The sequence below is a fragment of the Bradyrhizobium sp. CCBAU 45389 genome, from assembly GCF_028128625.1.
Taxonomy (GTDB): Bacteria; Pseudomonadota; Alphaproteobacteria; order Rhizobiales; family Xanthobacteraceae; genus Bradyrhizobium; species Bradyrhizobium liaoningense_B.
This window is the reverse complement of the sequence record NZ_LBIY01000002.1, coordinates 585627-605411: the sequence shown is the minus strand read 5'-3', so window position 1 is coordinate 605411 and position 19785 is coordinate 585627. Positions and strand designations below refer to the sequence as shown.

The window sequence follows — 19785 nt, the reverse complement described above, 5'->3', positions numbered from 1 at the left end:
CTGAATGCGTGACGTAGAGGTCTTGTTGAATTCGCTCGTCGACGTCGATCGTGGCACGCTGATCTCGGTGTTGTCCATGGAGGTGCAGACTGCCACAAAGCTCGCAATGAGTGGGCACCAGCGTACGGCCTGGCAGCGCGCGAAAAGGCGAAGCGCCGTCGAGCACGCCGCCCGTCTCGCGCATATCCTGGCCTATTTCAAATATGGGGAGACGCCGCCCGGCATGTCGGAGGATGATCGCCGGCTTTGCAGCAGCCTCGTGGAGAAGCGTAGCCTGTAGGTTGACCGGGTGATCGTGTCTGGAAGACATTTGATGAAGAGTTGATCGCCATGAATGAAAACGACGCGCTCGTGCTGGATCTTGCGATCGGCAGCCGCTTCCGGGTGAGGTCCCTCGGCAAGCATAGCAAGCGTTTGGACGGCAGGACCGGACGGGTCATCGGCTTTGCCCAGACCAAGAACGCGCTGCGGGTCATTCTGGACGGCCACAAGCATCCGCAAACGCTGCATCGCAGCTATCTGGAGCCGCTGGTCGAGACCGCGTCCTGAATCGGCCGGCACCGCCTCAGTTGGATTCGATCGGCGCGATCAGGTCGACGATGCGGAGCAGGCCCTGGCAGACACGCCAGATGCAGCCGGTGCCGAGAAACAGTTCGGTCGCTGCGTTCATGTCGCCAAACTGGAGGTGATATCCATTGGCGACGACGTTGATGGATATCCTGATGCCATTGGTGCCCACCAGCTGGGTGCGCGCCGTATGCACCGCTTCGACCAGCCGCCGGCCGAACTCCTTGGCATCGTCGAGATCAAGGGCTGCGAGCCGCGGTGGCGTGCGCGCCTGGTTGAACGGATACACGGCGTCGATCAGGATGGTGTGGCCGTCCGATAGCAACAGCAGCTGGCTGACCGACTTTCCGGCCGGAAACAGGAAGCATCGCTCGTCGAGGTCGATCTTGATCTCGTACTTCGGCCGCAACTCTGCAATGATCCGGTGAGCTGGATTTATATTCATCGTGTTGCAATGCGAATTGACCGTAACTTGGCTTTATCCTAGGTCGCTCATGTGGAGGCGGCAAGGCGGATGCGGCAAGGTTGATCCAGCGCCTGGTCTTCGGGCGACCAGCGGAGGTGTTATCCCGGGCCGCCCCAGGCGGTATAGTCGGCACAGAACTGGGCAAGAGGGGGCCAGCGAGGCTCCAACCATATTTCGGGGCATTGAGTAATGGCGATCAGGATTGCGGCGGTGAGCTCCGCCACCATGTCGGATGACAAAAAGGAATTCATCGTCCAGACCACGGGCAAATATACCGGGGCGCTGGAGCTGAGATTCGCCAGCGACTGCGTCGATGATCTGATCGCGGCACTGACAAAGGTGCGAGGCGGCGCGCAGCCGGCGGCGTCACATGGCGGGGGGCCGGCACTTGCCGCCGAAACAGCCGTCCCCGGTGCTGAAGCCGCAGCGCAGGCCAAGCCGGGCGCGACCGGCAAGGCCGACGAGGTGAGGTTCGAAATCCCCAAGAACTGCACCATTTCCGCGGACACGAGCGGCCGCGGCCTCGTGCTCTTCATCCTCAATCACCGGCTGGAAGGCCAGGCCGGTTACGCGTTCTCGCCGGACGCTGCGAAACAACTGGCCGGAGGGCTGACCAAGAGCGCTGATGCATTGCTGGCGCAGCGGGCGACACCCAAGGACTGAACCGGCTGTCTGCCCGCGGAGCGTTGGCCCCGCGTCACCTAAACTCCATTCATACAAGAATTTACGATGATAAATAGCGCGATCACCCTCAGCATTCGCCCGAAATGGCCCGAGATCTCGGATCACTACGCGGTCTGGTCGCAAGGCCGCGAGATCGGCAGGATCCGCCACGCCCTCGATGCAAGCGGGGCCGATCGTTCCTGGGAGTGGTTCGTCCTGATCCCGATGGGCCTTCCGGCATGGGCGAGCGGTGCAGCGCAGGACAGGGACACGGCGATCAGGGCCTTCAGCACAGCCTGGGGAAGGCTGCTGAAGGAAACGCGACCCGAGCGGATGCAGCGCGCTTGGGAGTTGCACGGCGCGGCGCAGTCGCGGGCCGCGGCGATGGCTTCGCCGTCCGTAGCCGAAAGCTGAAGGCAAGGCGACCTTCCACCCACATCCGCTGAGGGGTATTATTTAACCTTCGGAAGCGGGAATTGCCGAGATTTCCCGGTATCTGCTCGGCCGGTCACTATCAAATTACCGAGTAAACGTTGCATTAATCGTAAAGAGTTGCTTAAAGTTCCCTGTTTGAGTTTCTGGGCAGGCAGGGCTGTTTTGATTGATTTTTGCCGACGGAGGTCTGCATAGGCCGGCACGCGCGTCCGCGCGTGTCGGTTTTTTCGTGCGCAACCGAAGGCGGCATTCCTGCCTCCTCCCACGTGACTTTGGAATTTTTGTTGTGATTTTTTTGGAGGCTTAGGTCATGGCAATTTACAAGTACGATCCGTCGAGCGGCGTGTACGTTCTTGTCGACGACTCTCAGTTGATCGCCGATCCCACGCTCGCGGCCATCTCGATCAGCACCGACCAAGCCGATTATGCGCCGGGATCGACCGCCTATTTCACCGCGAACGTCGGCGTCGGCGACACCGTCACCTTTGAAGTCACGGACGTGAATGGCATCCCTGTCTCCGGAACGAATGCGCCATGGACGGTGACGGACGGCGGCGCCGGCGATCTCGACAACGTCGCGAACGGCGTCGTTCAGACGAGCTGGAACGTCGGCTTCGACGCAGCCGGCGAGTCCTTCGTGCTGAGCGCGATCGACCAGACCGCAGGCCTGATGGCCACAACCGCCTTTACCGATTCCAGCGGCACCGTGACGACAGATATTTCCTACCAGGTCCAGGTCGACCTTTCGACCGTGGGCTCTACGGCCCAGGTCAATCAGGTGACCATTGAACAGATTCCGGTCGGTTCAACGGGCTCGTCCGGCACCGGTCAGTTTCCGTCGTTCTTGCGGATCCACAATGCCGGCAACAATAACACCGAACAGGGCTACAACACCGACGGTGACATCAAGCCCGGCACCGGTGCGCAGGATTTCCAGTTCGATCAGGTTGGAGGCAACTTCACCCACTCGGTCCAACTGGGATCGATGGCGATCGTCAACGTCGGCGGGACGGACTACAGGGAATTCCGGCTGGATCTGGGCGAGAACGTCAACAACCTGATCTCCCTGGACGTTCTCAAGCTTTACTATTCATCCAATCCGGCACTCACCAGCTACGATCCGATAGGTGCACTTGGCGGCACCGACACCGGCTTCGGTGTGGCGGCGACGCTGATCTGGAATATGGATGCAGGTGCCGACGGAGATGTCTCGCTCAAGCTCAACGACCTCTCCTCCGGCAATGGTCATCCGGACTACAGCTTCCTCGTCCCGAACTCCTTCTTCGCGGGGCTTAGCAACAGTTCCTACATATACCTGTATTCGGTCTTCGGTGGGGTCAGCGGCGAGCGGGTCGACGGCACTTTCGAGGAGTGGTCGTACCGGGCGTCCGGCAACGTCACGCCTCCACCCACCCCGCATGCGACCGTCACCATCGCCAAGGACACTGTCTGCCCGGAGGATGGAGAGAGCGTCGCCGGCAAGACCTTGCTCTCGGGTGAAGACGTCAAGTGGACTTACGCGGTCACGAATACCGGAACGGTGGGTCTGAACAACGTCGTTGTGACCGATGACAACGGGACGCCCGGCACGACGGCCGACGATTTCACTGCGACTGCCGTCACCGTGACTTTCAACAGCCAGGAGTACAACGTCGGCGACGTCAATCATAACGGTATCCTGGATGCCGATGACGCCACAACGACCGGTGTCAACGAAGCCGAAACCTGGCAGTACTCTGCAACGGGGACGACGGTTGCCGGCGCCTACTCGAACACGGGGACCGTCACGACGAGCGCGACAGGCTACAACCCGGCCAATCCGCCCGCCGATCTCAATCCAACCGCATTCGACATCAGCGGCTACACCGGCGTAACGGTGGCTCCCGACTCGATCACCATCAAGAAGGAGGTGTCCGTCGACGGCGGTCAGACCTGGTCCGACGCCAACGATCCGACTGGACCGGTCCTGCTCACCGGGTACGACGATCCTCAGTATCGTTTTACGATCACCAACAATAGCGACGTGTCCCTCGACATTCACCTGGTCGACTCCAAATTGGGGATCAACCAGGTCGTCACCGTTGCCGGCAGCGGCGGGTCCGAACTCGTCGACGCCATCGGTGGTAGTCCAATCACCGCATCCTGGGCGGAAGGGCAGCAGACCAACACCGCGACGGTATCGGCGACCTTCACCGATGACTGTGAAAACACCGCGACCGCGAGCGACTCGGACGACGCCAATTATTTCGGCGCCAACCCCTCGCTGACGATCTCCAAGGACATCATCTGTCCGGATGACGGCGATGTCCTGAAAGCCGATACCAAGATCAACCTGCTCAAGGACTCCGACGGCAAGGTCGAGTATCGCATTACGGTGACGAACACTGGGAACGTCGCGTTTACGAACCCGGTTGTCACCGACTCGCAGCTTGCGCTGGGGACGCACACGGACACCGGTACCGGGACGGCGGGCGACAACATCCTCGATGTCGGCGAGACCTGGACCTACACCGTGCTCGCCGATTGGGTTGCCGGTGGACCCAACACCAACACGGCGGATGTCAGCGTCAGCTTCACCGACGGTGCGAGCAACACGTTCACCGCCGATCCTTCCGATTCTGCCATCTACTTCGGGCTCGCTCCGCACATCACGTTGGACAAGAAGACGAATGGTGCGGATTCCGCCAAAGTCCTGGTGGGGCAGGTGATCAACTGGACCTACGCGGTCACAAACGACGGCAATGTCGGGCTGACCGGTGTCGGCGTTTCCGACAACAATGGCACGACGGGCACGACGGCCGACGATTTTGCCGCGGCAACGGTGTTCGGATCCAACGCGGATCTACTGGGGTCGGATACGACCCACAACATCGGCGACCTCAACAACAACAACGTGCTCGATGTCGGCGAAACCTGGCAATTCAAGGCGAGCGGAATTGCGGGGGCAACGGCCTACACCAACATCGGCACAGCCACGACCAATGCGGTCTCCGACGATTGCGGTGACTCGACGACGCCCACCGCAACCGATCCCAGCAGCTATACGCCGATCGGCGTGACGTTGGCCGGCCTGACCAAGGGCTATTGGTCGACGCACCTCACGTTGTGGGATGCGACGTCCGGCGACGAAAAAGGCTCCGGCTCGGAGATCAACGTCGTTCCGAAGTACGACTGGGACCACGATACGAAGACCGGCTCGAACGATCTCAGCACGCTCACGACGAACGGTCCTTCGAGCAGTCTTGGCCTCGTGAAAGGCGCCAACAACGGAGGCGGGGATTCCGGGCTTTTGATGGGCGACCTGAACCATGACGGTCTGGTCACTGGCGAGTCGGGTCATCTGTTCTTTGATCTGGCCTCCGCTCAGATACTCGCGAACAGCTCGGTCTCAGGTGATGCCCGCATCATCCTGGCGAGCCAGGCGGTCGCGGCGCAACTCAACGAGTACAACGACTATATCTACGATCAGGCGCATGGCGGGCTGGCACCGGGCTTTGATGCATCCCCCACCGGCCTGATCGAGGAGGCGGTGTTGTGGCTGAAGGGGCAGGGTGCCTTCAGCAACGGCAACAGCAAGATCAATTTCTCGACTGCAAATGATCTGGCGTCACCGGCCGTTCAGGCCATCATCAACGATGCGGCCGGAACGGACTACACCTTGAACGGCAGTGCCATCACGTTCAAGAGCACGAGCATGTCCTCGAGCGACGACTCGTGGTCGAAGCTGGCTTCGACCGGATACTCCTATAAGTCGTCCTACATCGCGGCCAATACCGACAGCGATGCCGGCAACGACGTCACCACCACCGTGTATGCAAGCGGCGAGGGGCTGAAGAACGCTCTCGCCGCCTACAACCATGGGCTCGACGGTTCGACTGGCGGCTTCGTGATATCGACGGACGGCAGCCTGATCGGCTGGCAGGACAGCCTTGGCGGCCCGGTCTACGACGTTCAAGCCAATACCGTGGATGCGTTCTGGGGCATCCTGGAAGATCAGAACCTGATCGGCCTGCATCCGATCGCAGGAATCGCCAATCACGCCTAGGCGGGACGAACTACGAAGTCCCAAGCAGGCCCCGCGGCGAAATCGCTGCGGGGCCTTTTTCTTGATCACACGATCAAGCTCCACGATGTCGTGCTCTCGTGAAGCAGCGTCGGCGCGATGCCGACGATGTCCACGATGACCTGCGGCGCCGCGCCGTTGTGCGCGTCGACGACCACGTTGGTGCCGCCCCTCGCATCGGAGACGAAGCTGAGCCAGCCATCGGTGAATGCATTGCTGCCGCCATAGCCGATTGAGCTGAGCAGCTGCCCCACATTGATGGTGTTGTTGCCCGACACCCAGTTCAGGATAGTGTCGGTCGTGCTCGAAAGCGCATTGAACATGAAAATGTCGCTGCCTCCCGCGGCTTGCGCGGCGTAGAGGATATCCGCGCCCTTGCCGGTGACGATCGTGTTGTTGCCGAGGCCGGCCTGGATCGTGTCGCCGAAATCATTGGCGATGATCGTGTCGTTGCCGACGCCCGCCCAGACATTCTTGATGATCGAGGTGGACGTGATCTGAAGCGTCTTGCCGGCGATGGTGTCGGTCGCTCCCGGATTGAGATCCAGGTAGGAGCCGGTGGTCACGGCCGCGGTGTTGATCTGTGCGGTGCCGCTGGAGTCCGTGAGCACGACGCGGTTGCTTCCGGCCATGGTCGCGAATTCGTCGGTGTAGATATAGGTGGTCGGGGTGGTTGGTGCATCGCCCAGCGCCGTCAGCGTCCAGCCGTTCAGCGTGCCGCTGTTGCCGGATACGCTGTCGGTGACCGTCAGGGTCCACGTGCCCTTGGCGTCGCCGCCCCAGAAGCTGTTCGCGGTGGTCTCGAACACGATCCCGCTGCCAGTGCCTGCGCCCGGATGAGAGACGAGCGTGGCGCTCGTACCGTCGGGCCCGGTCAAGGTCACGGTGAGGTCGCCGGGGCTTGCGTGCGTGATGTTGAGATCGATCACCATCTTCTCGACCTTGAGCGACGAGGCGAAGGTGATCTGGCTGCTCAGGCTTCCGATGCCGTCCGGAATCGCGGCGTTGTCACCATGCGTCGCCGATTCCGTCGACATGTCGGCGTAGGTCTTCTGGTAGCGCCAACTTTCGGCAAGCCGAACCGCCGCCGTCGCGTCGACCAGTCCGAAGCCGTAGTCCTCGCTGTAGTGCAGGCCGCCTCCGTTCCAGTCATGGGCACCGTTCACGTGCCAACTGGCGCTGGTCGGGTCGGTCTGTTTGGAGGAATAAGCCAAGATATCCTGAATGTCGCGGAATCCCAGATTGGGATTGGCCTGCAGCATCAGGGCGATGACGCCGGAGACCGCCGGAGCCGAATAGGACGTGCCGGAGATCGAGATGTAGTCGCCACTGGTGTTGTAGCCGGCGCTGCCGACCCGGTCGTCGCTATACGCGCCCCCCGGTGCCGAAACCAGGAGCGCTGCGCCCGGCGTGCTGAAGCTTGCAACGTGTCCGGTGGGATCGACTCCGGCAACGACGATGGCATACGGGTCGTTCTGGTAGTTGTGGTAGTTGACGTTGTCACCCGAGCTCCGGCCGTTGCCGGACGCGAAGACGATGCTGGTCCCGAGGCCGCCGCGGCCGTACATGACCTCATTGAGGATGGCGGTCCTGGACGACGCGAACGCAGACGAGAAGAAGTTGTCCGAGTAGGCGGTCGTGTAGCCCCAGCTCGCGTTGACGACGTCCATGCCGCTCGAGAGCGCGTGGGTGAAGGCATCGGCAATCTGGCTCGGGCCGCCGCCGGTGCCGTAGCTGATGCGGAAGCCCGCGATCCCGGCATCGTAAGCCACGCCGACAGTGCCGCTGCCGTCACGCGCGGCGCCGATCACACCGGCAACCGTCGTCCCATGACTGTCGGTCGACGTGCCGTAGGCATCGCTCCCGCCGTTGGTCGCGTCATAGTCCAGATTGAAGAGATAGTGCGAATGAAGATCGGTGTTGTTGTAATCGATGCCGTCGTCGATGACGCCGACCTTGACGCCCAGTCCGGTATAGTTCTGCCAGGCCTTGGTGACATTGATGCCGCCGGTGCTACTGGTCAGATTCCATTCCTTGTAAAAGTACGTGTCACTGGGCAGCGTGCTGTTGCCGGTGGGTGGGTTCAGGGTCGGCGACAGGATTGTTACGGCTACAAGTTTCGTGGTCGTGTTTCCCTGCCCGACAGTAGTGCCGGTGCCCGAGGTGCCACTTCCACCCGATGTGCTCCCGCCTGTCGTTCCGCTGCTCGTGGCACCTCCGCCACCCTTTTTCCCGGCGAAGCTTTCCGGACCGCCGCCGTCCGAAGCCGAAAAGCTCATTTCGATGCCATGACCCTGGCGCACCGCCGGAGTGTCCATCGATCCGACATTTGCCGAGGCGATGTTCAGTCCGATGAATTCCCATTCCAGAGCATTTGCATTCGCTTCAGAGAAATTCCCGTACTGATCATTCACGCCCCGCTTGGCCATTGAAGCTCCTTGCCCTGTGCGACGGAAGAAAAAGCGCGCGATGTCGCGCGTCGGTGCAGGGATCGGAAGGCCGCGCGAATTAAAGGCGGGTAAATCGAGCCGTTAAACTGGGATCAGCGGTTCCAGAGCGCTGACAACGGCAGTCCAAGTTTCGCAATCTCTTTAACGGCGCATAAATCGGGTTTTATGTTCGTTACGCCCGCCGTTTCGTGGCAATAGAGCTTGTCTCCCCGGGGAGAGCGCGAAGGAAGCCGTTAAAGCCATCCACGCAGGGAAGGCCGGACCGTGCGCACTTTCTCCGCACACGGGGTTGCGGGTGCAGCCCGGCGCCCGGTCTTCCCTGCGCCCATTCTTCCGGAAAGGGAATTTTCAGCTCGTGCTCGCGCATGTTGCGCCGCGGAAATGCGAACCATGTCCGCTGTTTGGGTTCGTGCCGGCGTTCCGCTGGTGCCGCCTGCCTTCACCCGCTGCATTTAGCCGTGGGTCGGTCAAGATAAATATCGTAAACGCGCAAGCCCCCGTAGCTCTACGGGCAGCTTTACCTTCCAGCGAGGATTATTTCGCAGGGCCGGCGGCTGTGCTAAAGATTGTGATCGATTAGACAAGAATTGTAACGGCTGCCAGTAGGTCTTTAATTCCGCCGGGCGTTGTCGCTCCGGCGTCATTTTTGATTAGGGGGGCGGGTCTCCGCCGGATTTTGTGAACGCGCCTTTCAAAAGGCCGGACGAGCTCCGGCGCCTGCTGCAGACATGCCAGGGTTATTTCGTGACGGCTGGCATCTTCAGCCTTGCCATTAACCTGCTGTACCTCGCCGGCCCGCTCTACATGCTGCAGGTTTATGACCGCGTGATCTCGAGCGCCAGCGAGATCACGTTGCTGATGCTCACGATTGCGCTGCTGCTGGCGTTCGTGGCGCTTGCCGGGCTCGACGCAGTTCGCGCAAGAGTGCTGACCCGCGCCAGCATCCGCCTCGACCGGAAGATCGCCTCGCGGGTGATGACGGCAATCATCGATCGTTCCGCCGGTGTGGGCGGCGCCCGCAGCCAGGCGCTCCGCGATTTCGATACGTTTCGCCAGTTCGTCACGGGGACCGGCATCCACGCGATCTTCGATCTGCCCTGGGCCCCCATCTACATCGCGGTGATCTTCGCGCTTCATCCGTTCCTGGGGGCCTTTGCGCTGGGGTGTTCGGTCATCCTGGTGCTGATGGCGCTGCTGAGCGAGTGGCTGGTGAAGCTGCCGCTCACGGAATCGAACGAAGCCGCGGCGCGCAGCTACAGCTTCACCGAAATGAGCCTGCGCAACACCGAGGTCGTGCGTGCCATGGGCATGACCGGCGGTCTGCTGCGGCGCTGGAGTCGCGATCGCGACCGGATGCTCGAGCGCCAGGTCGCGGCAAGCGACCGCGCCGCCGCGATCCAGAGCCTGATCCGTTTCCTGCGCCTCGCCATGCAATCGCTGATCCTGGGGCTGGGCGCATATCTCGTGATCGAGCGGGTCACGACGGTCGGTTCGATGTTCGCGGCCAGCATTCTGCTCGGCCGCGCGCTGCAGCCGGTCGAGCAGATCGTGGGCTCCTGGCGCGGTCTTGTCTCGGCGCGTGCTGCGTTCCTGCGCATTCGCGAGCTGCTTACGGCGCATCCTCTTCTCAATGCCGGCCTCACGCTGCCGAGGCCCAAGGGGCGCGTCTCGGTGGAGGCGCTCACCTTCGTTCCTCCGGGAAGCTCCAAGGCCATTCTGCGCGGCGTTGCCTTTGCCGTAGAGGCGGGAGAGGTGCTCGGGGTCATCGGCCCATCCGGGGCCGGGAAATCGACCCTGTCGCGCCAGCTTGTCGGCGTGCTGACGCCTTCGGCCGGCGCCGTGCGGCTGGACGGCGCCGACGTCTCGACCTGGGTCAAGCGGGCGATCGGCGACCATGTCGGCTACCTGCCTCAGGATATCGAGCTGTTCTCGGACACGATCGCCGCCAATATCGGCCGCTTTGACGAGGGAAGCGACAAGGACGTCATCCTCGCCGCCCAGCTCGCCGGCGTGCACGAAATGATCCTGAGGCTTCCGCACGGTTACGACACCCAGGTCGGAGAAGGCGGCGCTATTCTGTCCGGCGGCTTCCGCCAGCGGATTGGCCTCGCTCGCGCCGTCTATGGCAGCCCGAGCCTCGTCGTGCTCGACGAGCCGAGCTCGAACCTCGATGCCGAAGGTGATGTCGCGCTGGCGGATTGTATCGTGCAACTGAAGAAAGGCGGGACGACGGTTGTCATCGTCTCGCATCGGCCGGCGACCATCGGGGTCGTCGACAAGATTCTCGTCCTCAGAGATGGCGTCGCCGAGATGTTCGGGCCTCGTGCCGAGATCATGGCGCGGCTGACCCGTCCTGTCCCCGTGCACGCCGTGCAAGGCTCCAGCAGCTAGGCTCGCCCAATGGCCATTCTAGATGGAACACCCAAGAATTTCGCCGCTGTTGGCAGCCGGGCCGGTCATTCCGCCGGGCCGCCCAGCGACTCGATCAGGCGTATCTCTCTCGCCGGCTGGGTCATCATTGCCGTATTCTTCGGCGGGATTGGTGCGTGGGCGCTGACCGCGCCGCTCAACGGCGCCGTTGTCGCGAACGCGGTCGTCAAGGTTGACGGCAATCGCAAGAGCGTCCAGCACCTTGACGGCGGCATCGTGAAGCAGCTGCGGGTCAGGGAGGGCGACAGGGTCCGCTCCGGTGACCTCCTGATCGTGCTGGATGAGACCCAGGCGCGCGCCGAATACGAAGTTCTGACGCAGCAATGGGCCGTGCTTCGTGCCACGGAGGTTCGGCTCCTGACCGAGCTCGATCACGGCTCCGAGCTCGTGATGCCGTCGGATCTGAAGGCGCGTTCCGAAGATCCCTATCTCAAGAGCGTCTGGAACGGGCAGGTCAGCCAGTTCGAGAGCCGCCGGGCCGCGCTGGAGGGACAGCGCAGCGTCATCCGCGAGAAGATCAACCAGCTCGGCTCGCAGATCGTCGGCGCCCAGGCGCAGGTGAAGTCATTTACCGACCAGATCAACTCCGTTCACAGCGAGGCGCGGGATATCGCGCCTCTCGTCGAGCGGGGCCTGATCGCGCGCCCGCGTATTCTGCAACTGGAGCGTACCGCCTACGGCCTCGAGGGCCAGATCGCGGATTCGAACGCCAACATTGCCAAAGCGCGCCAGGCAATTGCCGAGCAACAGCAGCAAATGGCGCAGCTCGACAATGACCGAATGACCGACGTGACCAAGGACCTTCGCGACACGCAAGCGAAGATTCTGGAGGTCATCCCGAAAGCCATGAACGCCAAGGCGGTGCTGGGGCGCATGGAGATTCGCGCGCCCTACAGCGGCCAGGTGGTCGGCCTCAACGTCTTTTCGGTCGGCGGCGTCATACAGCGCGGCGACAAGATCCTGGACATCGTCCCGGAGCTGGATGGGCTCACGATCGAAGCGCAGGTGGCGGTCGAGGACATCAGCGACGTGCATCCCAACACGCGTGCGGAAGTTCACCTCACGGCTTACAAGCAGCGGATCGTGCCGATCATTCATGGCGACGTCATCCAGGTCTCGGCAGATCGTCTGACCGACCCCAAGAGCAACAACCCATACTACACGGCCTTCGTGCGAATTGATCAGGACGAGCTCGCGGCTATGCCGAACATCAGGCTCTATCCGGGAATGCCGGCAACGGTGATGATCCCGACGGTCCAGCGCACGGCATTTGAATATCTCGTCGGCCCGTTGATCATGTCGTTCAATCACTCCTTCCGCCAGAAATAGGAAGCATGGGCCCGGTCGAGCCTGCTCGCGCGGACGGCGGTGAGGCGGCCATCAGCTCGCGGCGCCGACGCGTTAAAGCCCCATTTATGATGCGCCATGCGGTTGTTGTGCTGCTGTTCAGCCTGCTTGCGGGGTGTGGCGGAACGCGATTGGCGCTTCAGAGCGAAAGCGAAGGTTCGTCGGTAAATCTGGCCGAGACGCTTGTGGACTGCCGCAATGCATTTCCCGATCAGAGCGCGCAGGCCGTTGCGCGTGCCGATTGCATCGTGAAGGCAACGGAGCTCTTGGTCCGGCCCGGCTTGCCATTTCCGGAGCTGCTCGACCGCGAAAATGCATTGCGCAAAGCGCTCGCCGTCCAGGTCGCGGCCGGCAAGGTGTCGCTGCTTGAACGAAATGACCAGATTGCGAAGGCGCACAGGGCCATCGTGGCGGAAGAGGCGGAAAGGCTGAGAGGAGCGCCGTCGGAAGGCGGGCAGGGACGCGGCCCGTTAGCCGTGGTTCAGTGGCGGGCTTCCAATTCGGAAGCGTGTGCCCGGCTCGGGGGCAATTCTCAGAATTGCTATTGAACGCGCTTGGCGAGGCGGCAGTGAAATCTTGGTCCGCAAGGGCAACGCAGAAAACCTGCCCGCGTCGCTGTAGGACTATTTAGCTGTAATATTACTTAAACGGGTCGTCGATCGACGCGGCTGACTGCCTCACGCGTCGAACGCCGATGGGAGAGCCGTCCGACACGAACAGCAGTTCATAGCTCTGCCCCCGCGAGTCCGTTGCACTGCAGGTGACACTCGAGACCCGTCGCGCGGCAAAGTTGCCGAACTGGCGGCAGATGCCGGTCGATGCCTCCTCCGAAGGCACCGGCAGCCCATGGACTTTTGGCCGGTGCTTGGAATTCAACAGCATCCGATCGATCGGAAGCTCGTAGGAATTGTCGTCGAAGCGCTTTCCCTTCTCGCCGGAGAAAGACACGACGTGGCCGTCGTCCGCCGGATCCTCGATGGCCACCGCGAAGCTCACACGTCCGGCTTCGTTATGTGCGTAGGCGACGGCCTTGCAGGCGTAGCTGCGACCCGCGATCTTGAGGGTCGTGCACTTGCCGGACATGTGTGCAAGGATGTCGATCAGAGGCTGACGATGCTCGATGCGCTTGGGAGCGTCGGGACTTTGCTCCGCTGCCGGACGGGGCCCGGCCGTCTGCGCGGCGCAAGGAGCCGCAAGAGCAAAAAGCGCCCCGGTCGACAGCAACAGCCCGGACCGCATCCGACATAAAAAACGCCGCCAAATGCTCACGCAATCCCCTCTGCCGGGCCGTGTCCCGCGACGAAGAAAAGCCCGTCCGGCCAAACTCTTACCCCGCTCAATCCGGCGCATAGTGACATTGGAGCGATCACCGATCAATCGAGTGAAGGAGCGGCGGGGACTGTCTTGCCTGTTTACTTAACGCCGCCGAGGCATTACAGGGCCGTAACCGGCCAGCCTTTCCCTCGGCGGAGCGGCCGTCCGCAGCCCGGGTCACCTGTCACGCCAGCGTCGAGCTATGGAGTTAGGAACGTGTGACGCCGAGCGAAATTGTCTTTCCAGTTTGTGGCTCGGACCTTGCATACCCGGCCGGCTGAACGAGACCGAAGAGGGCAGTTGGGCTGACCGATTGCACGGGATTGCAACGAACCGCACCGGTTTTCTGAAGGCGAAATCCTATGGATCGATGATTGACTTGAAAACGAACGAGACCGTAATCTCACCTACCTGTGGTCGTTAACGTTGATTCCCACACATGCAAATGGAATTTACAGGTGCCTAAATTAAAGAACAAGACGATTGCCAACTTCGGTTCGCGCTTGAAGCAGCTGCGCGAAGAGCGGTCGATGACCATTACCGAGCTGGCCAGGCGGATTGACGTGACGCCCCCCGCGATCTGGCATTGGGAGAAGCGCGGCAGGGTGCCCAAGCCCGCCACCATAAAGGCCGTGGCAAGGGTGCTTAACGTCAGCGCTGAGTTTCTCGAGGACGGTGTTCACCTCGTGAATACTCAGGATCAAGCTCCCTCCGACCAGCTCTCGCTGCGGCCGGACGAGATGAGCCTCGAACAGCTGATCCGCGCCATCGAGGCAAAAGGCTTCCATGTCCGGATCACTTCGGCCAGCGATCGGGAAATCTAGAAGGCGAAGCGCCGTATCTCGGCCGGGGATATCGGCGAACAACGCCAAGCTCCTTTACCGGCGTTGATATCGGAATTCACGAAATCGGCCAGGCCGCAATTGACGCGGGTGGCTCGCTGGCGCCAAACGGCTCTGCCGGTCGGGCAACCCTGGATGCTGCGCGCCTTGCGGGCGCCTTTCAACCGGGGCTGCGCTTTCCCAGAGTTATTCAGAAGGCGCACACCCGGCGCGCGGAGGCAATGATCGTCGGCGTGTCGGGTTTGCAACCACGGTCGCGTTTCAACCTGAATCGATTTCACGCGTAGTCGATGAGCTATGATTGCCAGCGGCGCTTGTGGCCAAGTTGGGTCCGTGACATAGTTTCGCAGTTAAAGCCAATTTAATCCTCGCGTAAATTTCGTTTCAGCCGCCAACGCGTCATTCGAGGCGATGCAATGAACAGAAATTTCAGCACCCTGAGCATTTGGAATCTGGCTCGTCCTCTGTCGCGTGTTGTCGACGACACCGGCACCCGAGTTCTCCTCGGCAGGCTCGCGCCGACGAAGTCCTGAAGCTGCGCGCCTTCCTCGCCAATGCCCATCGCGCGCCTGTCCCGACGCGCCATGCCAGATCACCACGTCTGCCGCACTCGTCGCTCGCTGGTCGGCGGCAGCTGACCAGGACACTCGGGTTCTCATGCGCTCTGTCATGTTGCGAGGAACATCATGCTCGGTCGCCTTCGAAAGCTTGTTTTCCACATTCGACACCGCACTCCCGCAGCCCGCTTTTCCGACAGCATTCGCCGCGTCAACCGCCTGGCGCGCCTCATGTCCTTGATGCAACGACGACCCTCTCGTAAAGCCGGGCGAGACTGACGATGCCGGCCGATCCTGACGGAAGCAGCATTGCCGAGCGGGAGACGATCGTTCGTCGACTGTTGCGGCGCGTACCCGGACGAGCCGGTGGCTCGCAACGGCCGGCACCAGAGGTCCCGTTCGGCCGCGAGAGCGACCCCAATCGTGAATTTGATGAGCGCCAGACCGGCAGCGAATTGGGTTGGCTGCTGGGGGCGTTGTCCATTTTCCTCATCGTCCATGCAGTCTGGACGAGGCTCGGCACTTCATAGGCGGACCGCGAGGGGCGGTACCCTACGGGGTTCCACGAAACAGGAGAATCGGCTTAGCTTCGTTCGAAGCGTGTATCCGTAGAGGATCGACGGAGCAGCGTTTGGACGATCTGGAGCGCAAGATTGAGCTGCTCAAGAAGTCGCTGGCGGCGACATGGAGCAGTCTCGCCAAATCCTCCATTCCCGCTGACGACAAGTGCCAGATGCGCGCCCAGGCAAGGCGTTGCAGCGAGGAGCTGAGGCGCTGCCTCCTGATCGCCGAGGCCAAGCACACACGCGAGCACGCCAAGGCCCTGTCCGATCACGAGGGGCGTACGTTGCCAAAACCAAACTTCCGTTTTCTCTCGACCGGGGCCGCAACGGAGCCGGCTGATCCGGGATAAATGACCCTTAAAGGGAAGGAAGCTATCCAAGCCCGCACCATTAAAATGGCATAAAGCCTGACCCAATTAGCGGGCTGCGAAACCGTCCGGAAACTCGTTTCCCCGATTGCCGACATCGCGCTGAAACGTTGCCGGACCAGTCTGTCCTTGCTTCGAGCGATGGGGATTCATCATGTGGGCAATTCTTAACGACCTGTACCGCGAATATTGTCTGGCACGCATGACCGAAATGCGGAAGCTCGAGCTCACACACTGAGGGAAGGCGACGCGAGCAGTTTGACTGCGCGCTCTTATCCCATGACCAGGTCAAGTTACTTGGGTTTTGGCCTGGGCGGGTCGACCGGTGCGGATCAGGATCGTTCTTCTCACGCAATTTGTCTTGACAGGCTGGCGACGCCAACCGCCGCCTAAACGCCTGCCGTGGCCGATTGTGGCGCGGGCTCGCGTCGCCACCACGAACCGGCACGCGCAAGAATCAGTATCGAGACGATGAGGGTCGCTCCCAGTCCCGTTGGCGTGCTCGTAAGGAAAGTGAGAACGAGTACGAGCGTGCCGGCCAGCGCAGGCAGCTCGTAGCTCCGGAAGCCGCTCCTCAGTCCTACGCGAAACAGGAAGGCGATGGAAATCGTGAGGATCAACATGTCATAGATGGCGATATAAGGCGTGACCAACAGCGTGCCTGCGGATAGGGCGGCCGCCTTCAAACCATAGGGTACGCGGCTGCGCCACATCAGCACGAGGACCAGCGTCGTGCTCACAACGAGGATGAGCTGGAGGGCCCAGGCCAGCTGTTCGGTGCCGCCGAAATGACGCACCAGAGAGTAGAGGCTCATCAATTTCCACCAACTAAACCTACCATCGACCAAGATCACATTCGAGGAGTGCGACAGCCAGTAGAAAAATGCCAGCCAACTCGCAGTGCCAAAGGCGAGTGTGGAGATGAGCAACATCGCGATGGTCGTCACGGTGGCGCTAATGAATACGCGCCAATGTCCCGCCGCCATGAGCACGATGGGAAACAGCAGCCCAAATTGCGGTTTGTAAGTCAATAGACCAAGGCAAATGCCTGCGAGCCCCGGGCGCACCGGAATGAGATAGAGCGTGCCGCCAATCAGCGCAGCGGTCAAAGATCCGGTCTGTCCGACCAGCGCATTGAAGAAAACGATCGGCACGGCGAGTGCGAGCAGTACGCCGAGGTTGTGACCGACGATTGCCCGCACGACGGCAACATACGGCACTAAACTGACAACAACCCACCCGAGGTACGCTGCACCATAGGGCAGCAGCGCCATTAGTGATGCGACGAAGAGGAATGGTGGCGGGTAGTGCCAGGGGAAGCTACCGGCGAAATCCTGTCCAAGCGCCGCAACTTCGATTTGCCGATGGATGTCCCAGTCAAAGGCTTGTGCCGGCAAGCCATCGAGCACAAGGCGCCCGGCGGCCCAAAAGCTGACGAAATCCACGGGAATGCCGAATCCATCGCCATCGTAAATCCATACCCGCGAAATGTAAGCGATCAGGCAAGCCGTCAGGTTCGCCGCGGACAGCACAAAAAGCACTGCAAAAAGCATTTTCCGGGACGAAGCGGGGACCTTGGTTTGGGCCGAGGCGGGTTCGTGGGAAGAGCGAGCCATGGCCAGGTCCGGTGCTCTAGGAAACAATCGGAGTAGGGCGCATGCCCTGGAGCCCGCGGATGGCGTTGCGCGCGGGCAAAGGAGAGCGTGAAGCCACTACGGCAAAAAACGGCAGCGTGCCATATGAAGAAAATGTCGGCGCCGTCGGGCGAAAACTGTTGAAAGTGGGCCAAAGCGACGGTCGTGCCGGCCGCGCCACGAAGCCCGTCAGTGTTCTCGGTTCCGGCCGCGGGCCGCCGCTCCAAGTCTTCCCGGACTCCATTCAGCCCTTCCTGCGGTATCGTCAGGCCACGCGATCCATCTGCTGCTATCGATGATGATGGTGGGGCGATTAATCAGTTTGAACACTTAACGTTGCTTCCGCGAGCCTAAAATGACAATGATTGGCTTTCAAGGACGCAAAACATACCGGTTAAGCATTGGTTCGCAACACATGGATGCGAATAGCGTAAAGACAGAGAGCCTTCCGCGTAGTGATCATCTTCGGGCCTGGCTGCCGTTGATCCTGGCCACAACGGCCTATTTGATTCTTATCGGCAAGATCGGCGAGATATTACGTGATGCCGATACCTATTGGCACGTTGTGGTCGGCGAATGGATTATTGATCATCGCGCCGTACCTTATGTTGATCCCTTTTCATTTACGAAGCACGGCGCACCCTGGATCACCAGCGCGTGGTTGTCAGAAGTCCTGTATTTTCTTGCATTCAAATTGGCAGGGTGGCTCGGCCCTGCGCTTCTAGCTGCGTTGGCAGCTTCTACGGCGTTCTTCCTGCTTGCCCATTGTCTCCTTAAGAGACTGTCGAACGTGCCGGTCACGATCCTGGTGAGTGCCGGCATAGCCATGACGGTGCACCACATCCTGGCCCGGCCGCATGTATTGATTTTTCCACTGATGGTGCTGTGGGTCGACGGTCTGCTTCGGGCTACCGACGCGCGACGGACGCCTCCATGGACCTATCTTCTGATCATCACGCTATGGGCGAATCTCCACGGAAGCTTCACGTTGGGCATCGCCATGATCGCACCGTTTGCCCTTGAGGCGATTTGGAACGCGGACAAATCGTCCCGCCTGACGGTCGCGCTGCATTGGTTCCGATTTGGGGTGTTGGCGCTTGGGGCCGGCTGTGTGACCCCGTATGGGATCGAATCCATCCTGGTTACAACACGGATCTTGAGCCTTGGGTCGGTCCTCTCGACAATTGGCGAGTGGAGACCGATCGATTTCGGCTCTCTACACCCGTTTACGGTTTGCCTGCTTGGTGGTGCTGCCTACGCGCTCTACAGCGGGTTCAAGCTGCCCTTTCTCAGGATGGCCGCACTGCTCGCGCTCGTCTACGAAACTCTCGCTCACCAGCGCTATGTCGACGTGTTCGCGATGGTTGCCCCATTCCTGATTGCTGACCCGTTGGCACAGCATGTCTTGCGCCAGGAACACCGGAAAGCGATTCCGGCGAGGACGACGCACCTCATCACGTTTTTTGCGGTCGTATCGATCGTGACCGGTGTGATCCTTGTGACGAAGGATCGATCGCTGCCGCTTGTTCCGGGTGCTGCAGTGGAGAAGCTCAAGGAGCGAAAGGCAGATCGCGTCCTGAATGACTACTATTTCGGCGGATATTTGATCTTCCAGCGCATGCCGACATTCATCGATTCGCGCGCCGAATTGTATGGTCCGGAGTTTCTCAGCCGCTACATGCGGGTCCTCTCGCTTGAGGATATCCCGGATTTCATCAAGCTGCTCGATGAATACAAAATCGATTCGACACTGCTCTTCCCGACGACCCCGGCTGTCGGTCTGCTCGACCGGTTGCCTGAATGGGAACGCGCGTATTCCGACGACGTGGCTGTCGCCCACGTTCGGCGTAGGCACCCGGAAAGCGTAGCGACCTCGAAATAGGGGCGTCCACGGAAGTTCGCCCAGCAAAAGGACCGATCGCTGCGCAAGGAAGCGTCCGTCCGTCTCCAACTGATGCAATCCCAGGTTGGTGACGGCGTCGGAGTTGTAAGGCCGCTTTATTGGCGCATCGGAGAATTCGGCCTCTGCGAATTCGCGCTGCGGATCAATTCGGAATAATAAAAAAAGTTCGAAAATTAAAAAATC

General features: G+C 61.0%; 17 protein-coding genes. 13 read left to right on the top strand and 4 right to left on the bottom strand.

Features of this window, described 5'->3' with window-relative positions; all coding sequences use genetic code 11:
• Positions 1–4: 4 nt before the first annotated feature.
• Both XH79_RS02685 and XH79_RS02680 read left to right on the top strand, forming a co-directional pair.
• A complete protein-coding gene (locus XH79_RS02685; protein WP_271580542.1) occupies positions 5–280 on the top strand; it encodes a hypothetical protein in 276 nt (91 codons plus the stop codon).
• Positions 281–321: 41 nt separating this feature from the next.
• Entirely contained in the window at positions 322–549 is a 228-nt protein-coding gene (locus XH79_RS02680; protein ID WP_271580541.1) for a hypothetical protein, read from the top strand.
• Between the two features lie 16 nt (positions 550–565).
• Here XH79_RS02680 and XH79_RS02675 read toward each other — a convergent pair whose 3' ends face one another.
• The gene (locus XH79_RS02675) at positions 566–1012 is read right to left on the bottom strand and encodes a hypothetical protein (RefSeq protein WP_271580540.1); all 447 of its coding nucleotides are present in this window, start codon (positions 1010–1012) and stop codon (positions 566–568) included.
• Between the two features lie 246 nt (positions 1013–1258).
• Here XH79_RS02675 and XH79_RS02670 point away from each other — a divergent pair, with 246 nt between their 5' ends.
• The 3 genes from XH79_RS02670 to XH79_RS02660 all read left to right on the top strand — a co-directional run bounded on the left by XH79_RS02670 (position 1259) and on the right by XH79_RS02660 (position 6176).
• Positions 1259–1696 (top strand): hypothetical protein, encoded by a 438-nt coding sequence (locus XH79_RS02670; protein WP_212348303.1) that lies wholly within the window; start codon positions 1259–1261, stop codon positions 1694–1696.
• Between the two features lie 66 nt (positions 1697–1762).
• Complete coding sequence (locus XH79_RS02665) at positions 1763–2110, top strand: hypothetical protein (RefSeq protein WP_212348301.1); 348 nt, start codon at positions 1763–1765, stop codon at positions 2108–2110.
• A 658-nt stretch (positions 2111–2768) separates the two neighbouring features.
• Complete coding sequence (locus XH79_RS02660) at positions 2769–6176, top strand: beta strand repeat-containing protein (protein WP_271580539.1); 3408 nt, start codon at positions 2769–2771, stop codon at positions 6174–6176.
• Positions 6177–6241: 65 nt separating this feature from the next.
• On the opposite strand, the gene XH79_RS02655 is transcribed toward XH79_RS02660, so the two are convergent.
• On the bottom strand, positions 6242–8623 hold the full coding sequence (locus tag XH79_RS02655; RefSeq protein WP_271580538.1) for a S8 family serine peptidase: 2382 nt from the start codon (positions 8621–8623) through the stop codon (positions 6242–6244).
• A 699-nt stretch (positions 8624–9322) separates the two neighbouring features.
• On the opposite strand from XH79_RS02655, the gene XH79_RS02650 reads away from it, so the two are divergent.
• From XH79_RS02650 to XH79_RS02640, 3 genes are read left to right on the top strand one after another with little or no spacing between them, the layout of a single operon-like run.
• Positions 9323–11035 (top strand): type I secretion system permease/ATPase, encoded by a 1713-nt coding sequence (locus XH79_RS02650; RefSeq protein ID WP_271580537.1) that lies wholly within the window; start codon positions 9323–9325, stop codon positions 11033–11035.
• A 9-nt stretch (positions 11036–11044) separates the two neighbouring features.
• The gene (locus XH79_RS02645; RefSeq protein ID WP_271580536.1) at positions 11045–12403 is read left to right on the top strand and encodes an HlyD family type I secretion periplasmic adaptor subunit; all 1359 of its coding nucleotides are present in this window, start codon (positions 11045–11047) and stop codon (positions 12401–12403) included.
• Between the two features lie 5 nt (positions 12404–12408).
• Positions 12409–12969: a hypothetical protein gene (locus XH79_RS02640; protein WP_271580535.1), complete on the top strand. Its 561-nt coding sequence runs from the start codon at positions 12409–12411 to the stop codon at positions 12967–12969.
• 91 nt (positions 12970–13060) lie between these two features.
• Here the strand turns inward: XH79_RS02640 and XH79_RS02635 are convergent, their stop codons facing one another.
• Positions 13061–13660: a hypothetical protein gene (locus XH79_RS02635; protein ID WP_271580534.1), complete on the bottom strand. Its 600-nt coding sequence runs from the start codon at positions 13658–13660 to the stop codon at positions 13061–13063.
• A 533-nt stretch (positions 13661–14193) separates the two neighbouring features.
• On the opposite strand from XH79_RS02635, the gene XH79_RS02630 reads away from it, so the two are divergent.
• The 3 genes from XH79_RS02630 (at position 14194) to XH79_RS02620 (ending at position 16047) form a co-directional block, all read left to right on the top strand.
• Positions 14194–14559 carry a helix-turn-helix domain-containing protein gene (locus tag XH79_RS02630; protein WP_271580533.1) on the top strand — a complete coding sequence of 122 codons (366 nt, stop codon included), beginning with the start codon at positions 14194–14196 and terminating at the stop codon, positions 14557–14559.
• Between the two features lie 856 nt (positions 14560–15415).
• Positions 15416–15664 (top strand): hypothetical protein, encoded by a 249-nt coding sequence (locus XH79_RS02625; RefSeq protein WP_271580532.1) that lies wholly within the window; start codon positions 15416–15418, stop codon positions 15662–15664.
• A gap of 101 nt (positions 15665–15765) precedes the next feature.
• The gene (locus XH79_RS02620) at positions 15766–16047 is read left to right on the top strand and encodes a hypothetical protein (RefSeq protein ID WP_212348274.1); all 282 of its coding nucleotides are present in this window, start codon (positions 15766–15768) and stop codon (positions 16045–16047) included.
• 407 nt (positions 16048–16454) lie between these two features.
• Here the strand turns inward: XH79_RS02620 and XH79_RS02615 are convergent, their stop codons facing one another.
• On the bottom strand, positions 16455–17681 hold the full coding sequence (locus tag XH79_RS02615) for a glycosyltransferase family 87 protein (protein WP_271580531.1): 1227 nt from the start codon (positions 17679–17681) through the stop codon (positions 16455–16457).
• A 59-nt stretch (positions 17682–17740) separates the two neighbouring features.
• On the opposite strand from XH79_RS02615, the gene XH79_RS02610 reads away from it, so the two are divergent.
• Both XH79_RS02610 and XH79_RS02605 read left to right on the top strand, forming a co-directional pair.
• A complete protein-coding gene (locus tag XH79_RS02610; RefSeq protein WP_271580530.1) occupies positions 17741–17998 on the top strand; it encodes a hypothetical protein in 258 nt (85 codons plus the stop codon).
• 56 nt (positions 17999–18054) lie between these two features.
• Positions 18055–19581, top strand: a complete 1527-nt coding sequence (locus XH79_RS02605) for a hypothetical protein (RefSeq protein ID WP_271580529.1) — start codon at positions 18055–18057, stop codon at positions 19579–19581.
• Positions 19582–19785: the final 204 nt, after the last annotated feature.

Coding starts and splice junctions, on each gene's coding strand:
- XH79_RS02645 (WP_271580536.1), top strand. CDS start 11,045: ATGGCCATTCTAGATGGAACACCCAAGAATTTCGCCGCTGTTGGCAGC.
- XH79_RS02670 (WP_212348303.1), top strand. CDS start 1,259: ATGTCGGATGACAAAAAGGAATTCATCGTCCAGACCACGGGCAAATAT.
- XH79_RS02615 (WP_271580531.1), bottom strand. CDS start 17,681: ATGGCTCGCTCTTCCCACGAACCCGCCTCGGCCCAAACCAAGGTCCCC.
- XH79_RS02635 (WP_271580534.1), bottom strand. CDS start 13,660: ATGCGGTCCGGGCTGTTGCTGTCGACCGGGGCGCTTTTTGCTCTTGCG.
- XH79_RS02640 (WP_271580535.1), top strand. CDS start 12,409: ATGGGCCCGGTCGAGCCTGCTCGCGCGGACGGCGGTGAGGCGGCCATC.
- XH79_RS02685 (WP_271580542.1), top strand. CDS start 5: ATGCGTGACGTAGAGGTCTTGTTGAATTCGCTCGTCGACGTCGATCGT.
- XH79_RS02675 (WP_271580540.1), bottom strand. CDS start 1,012: ATGAATATAAATCCAGCTCACCGGATCATTGCAGAGTTGCGGCCGAAG.
- XH79_RS02665 (WP_212348301.1), top strand. CDS start 1,763: ATGATAAATAGCGCGATCACCCTCAGCATTCGCCCGAAATGGCCCGAG.
- XH79_RS02610 (WP_271580530.1), top strand. CDS start 17,741: ATGGCGTTGCGCGCGGGCAAAGGAGAGCGTGAAGCCACTACGGCAAAA.
- XH79_RS02605 (WP_271580529.1), top strand. CDS start 18,055: ATGACAATGATTGGCTTTCAAGGACGCAAAACATACCGGTTAAGCATT.
- XH79_RS02625 (WP_271580532.1), top strand. CDS start 15,416: ATGCCGGCCGATCCTGACGGAAGCAGCATTGCCGAGCGGGAGACGATC.
- XH79_RS02655 (WP_271580538.1), bottom strand. CDS start 8,623: ATGGCCAAGCGGGGCGTGAATGATCAGTACGGGAATTTCTCTGAAGCG.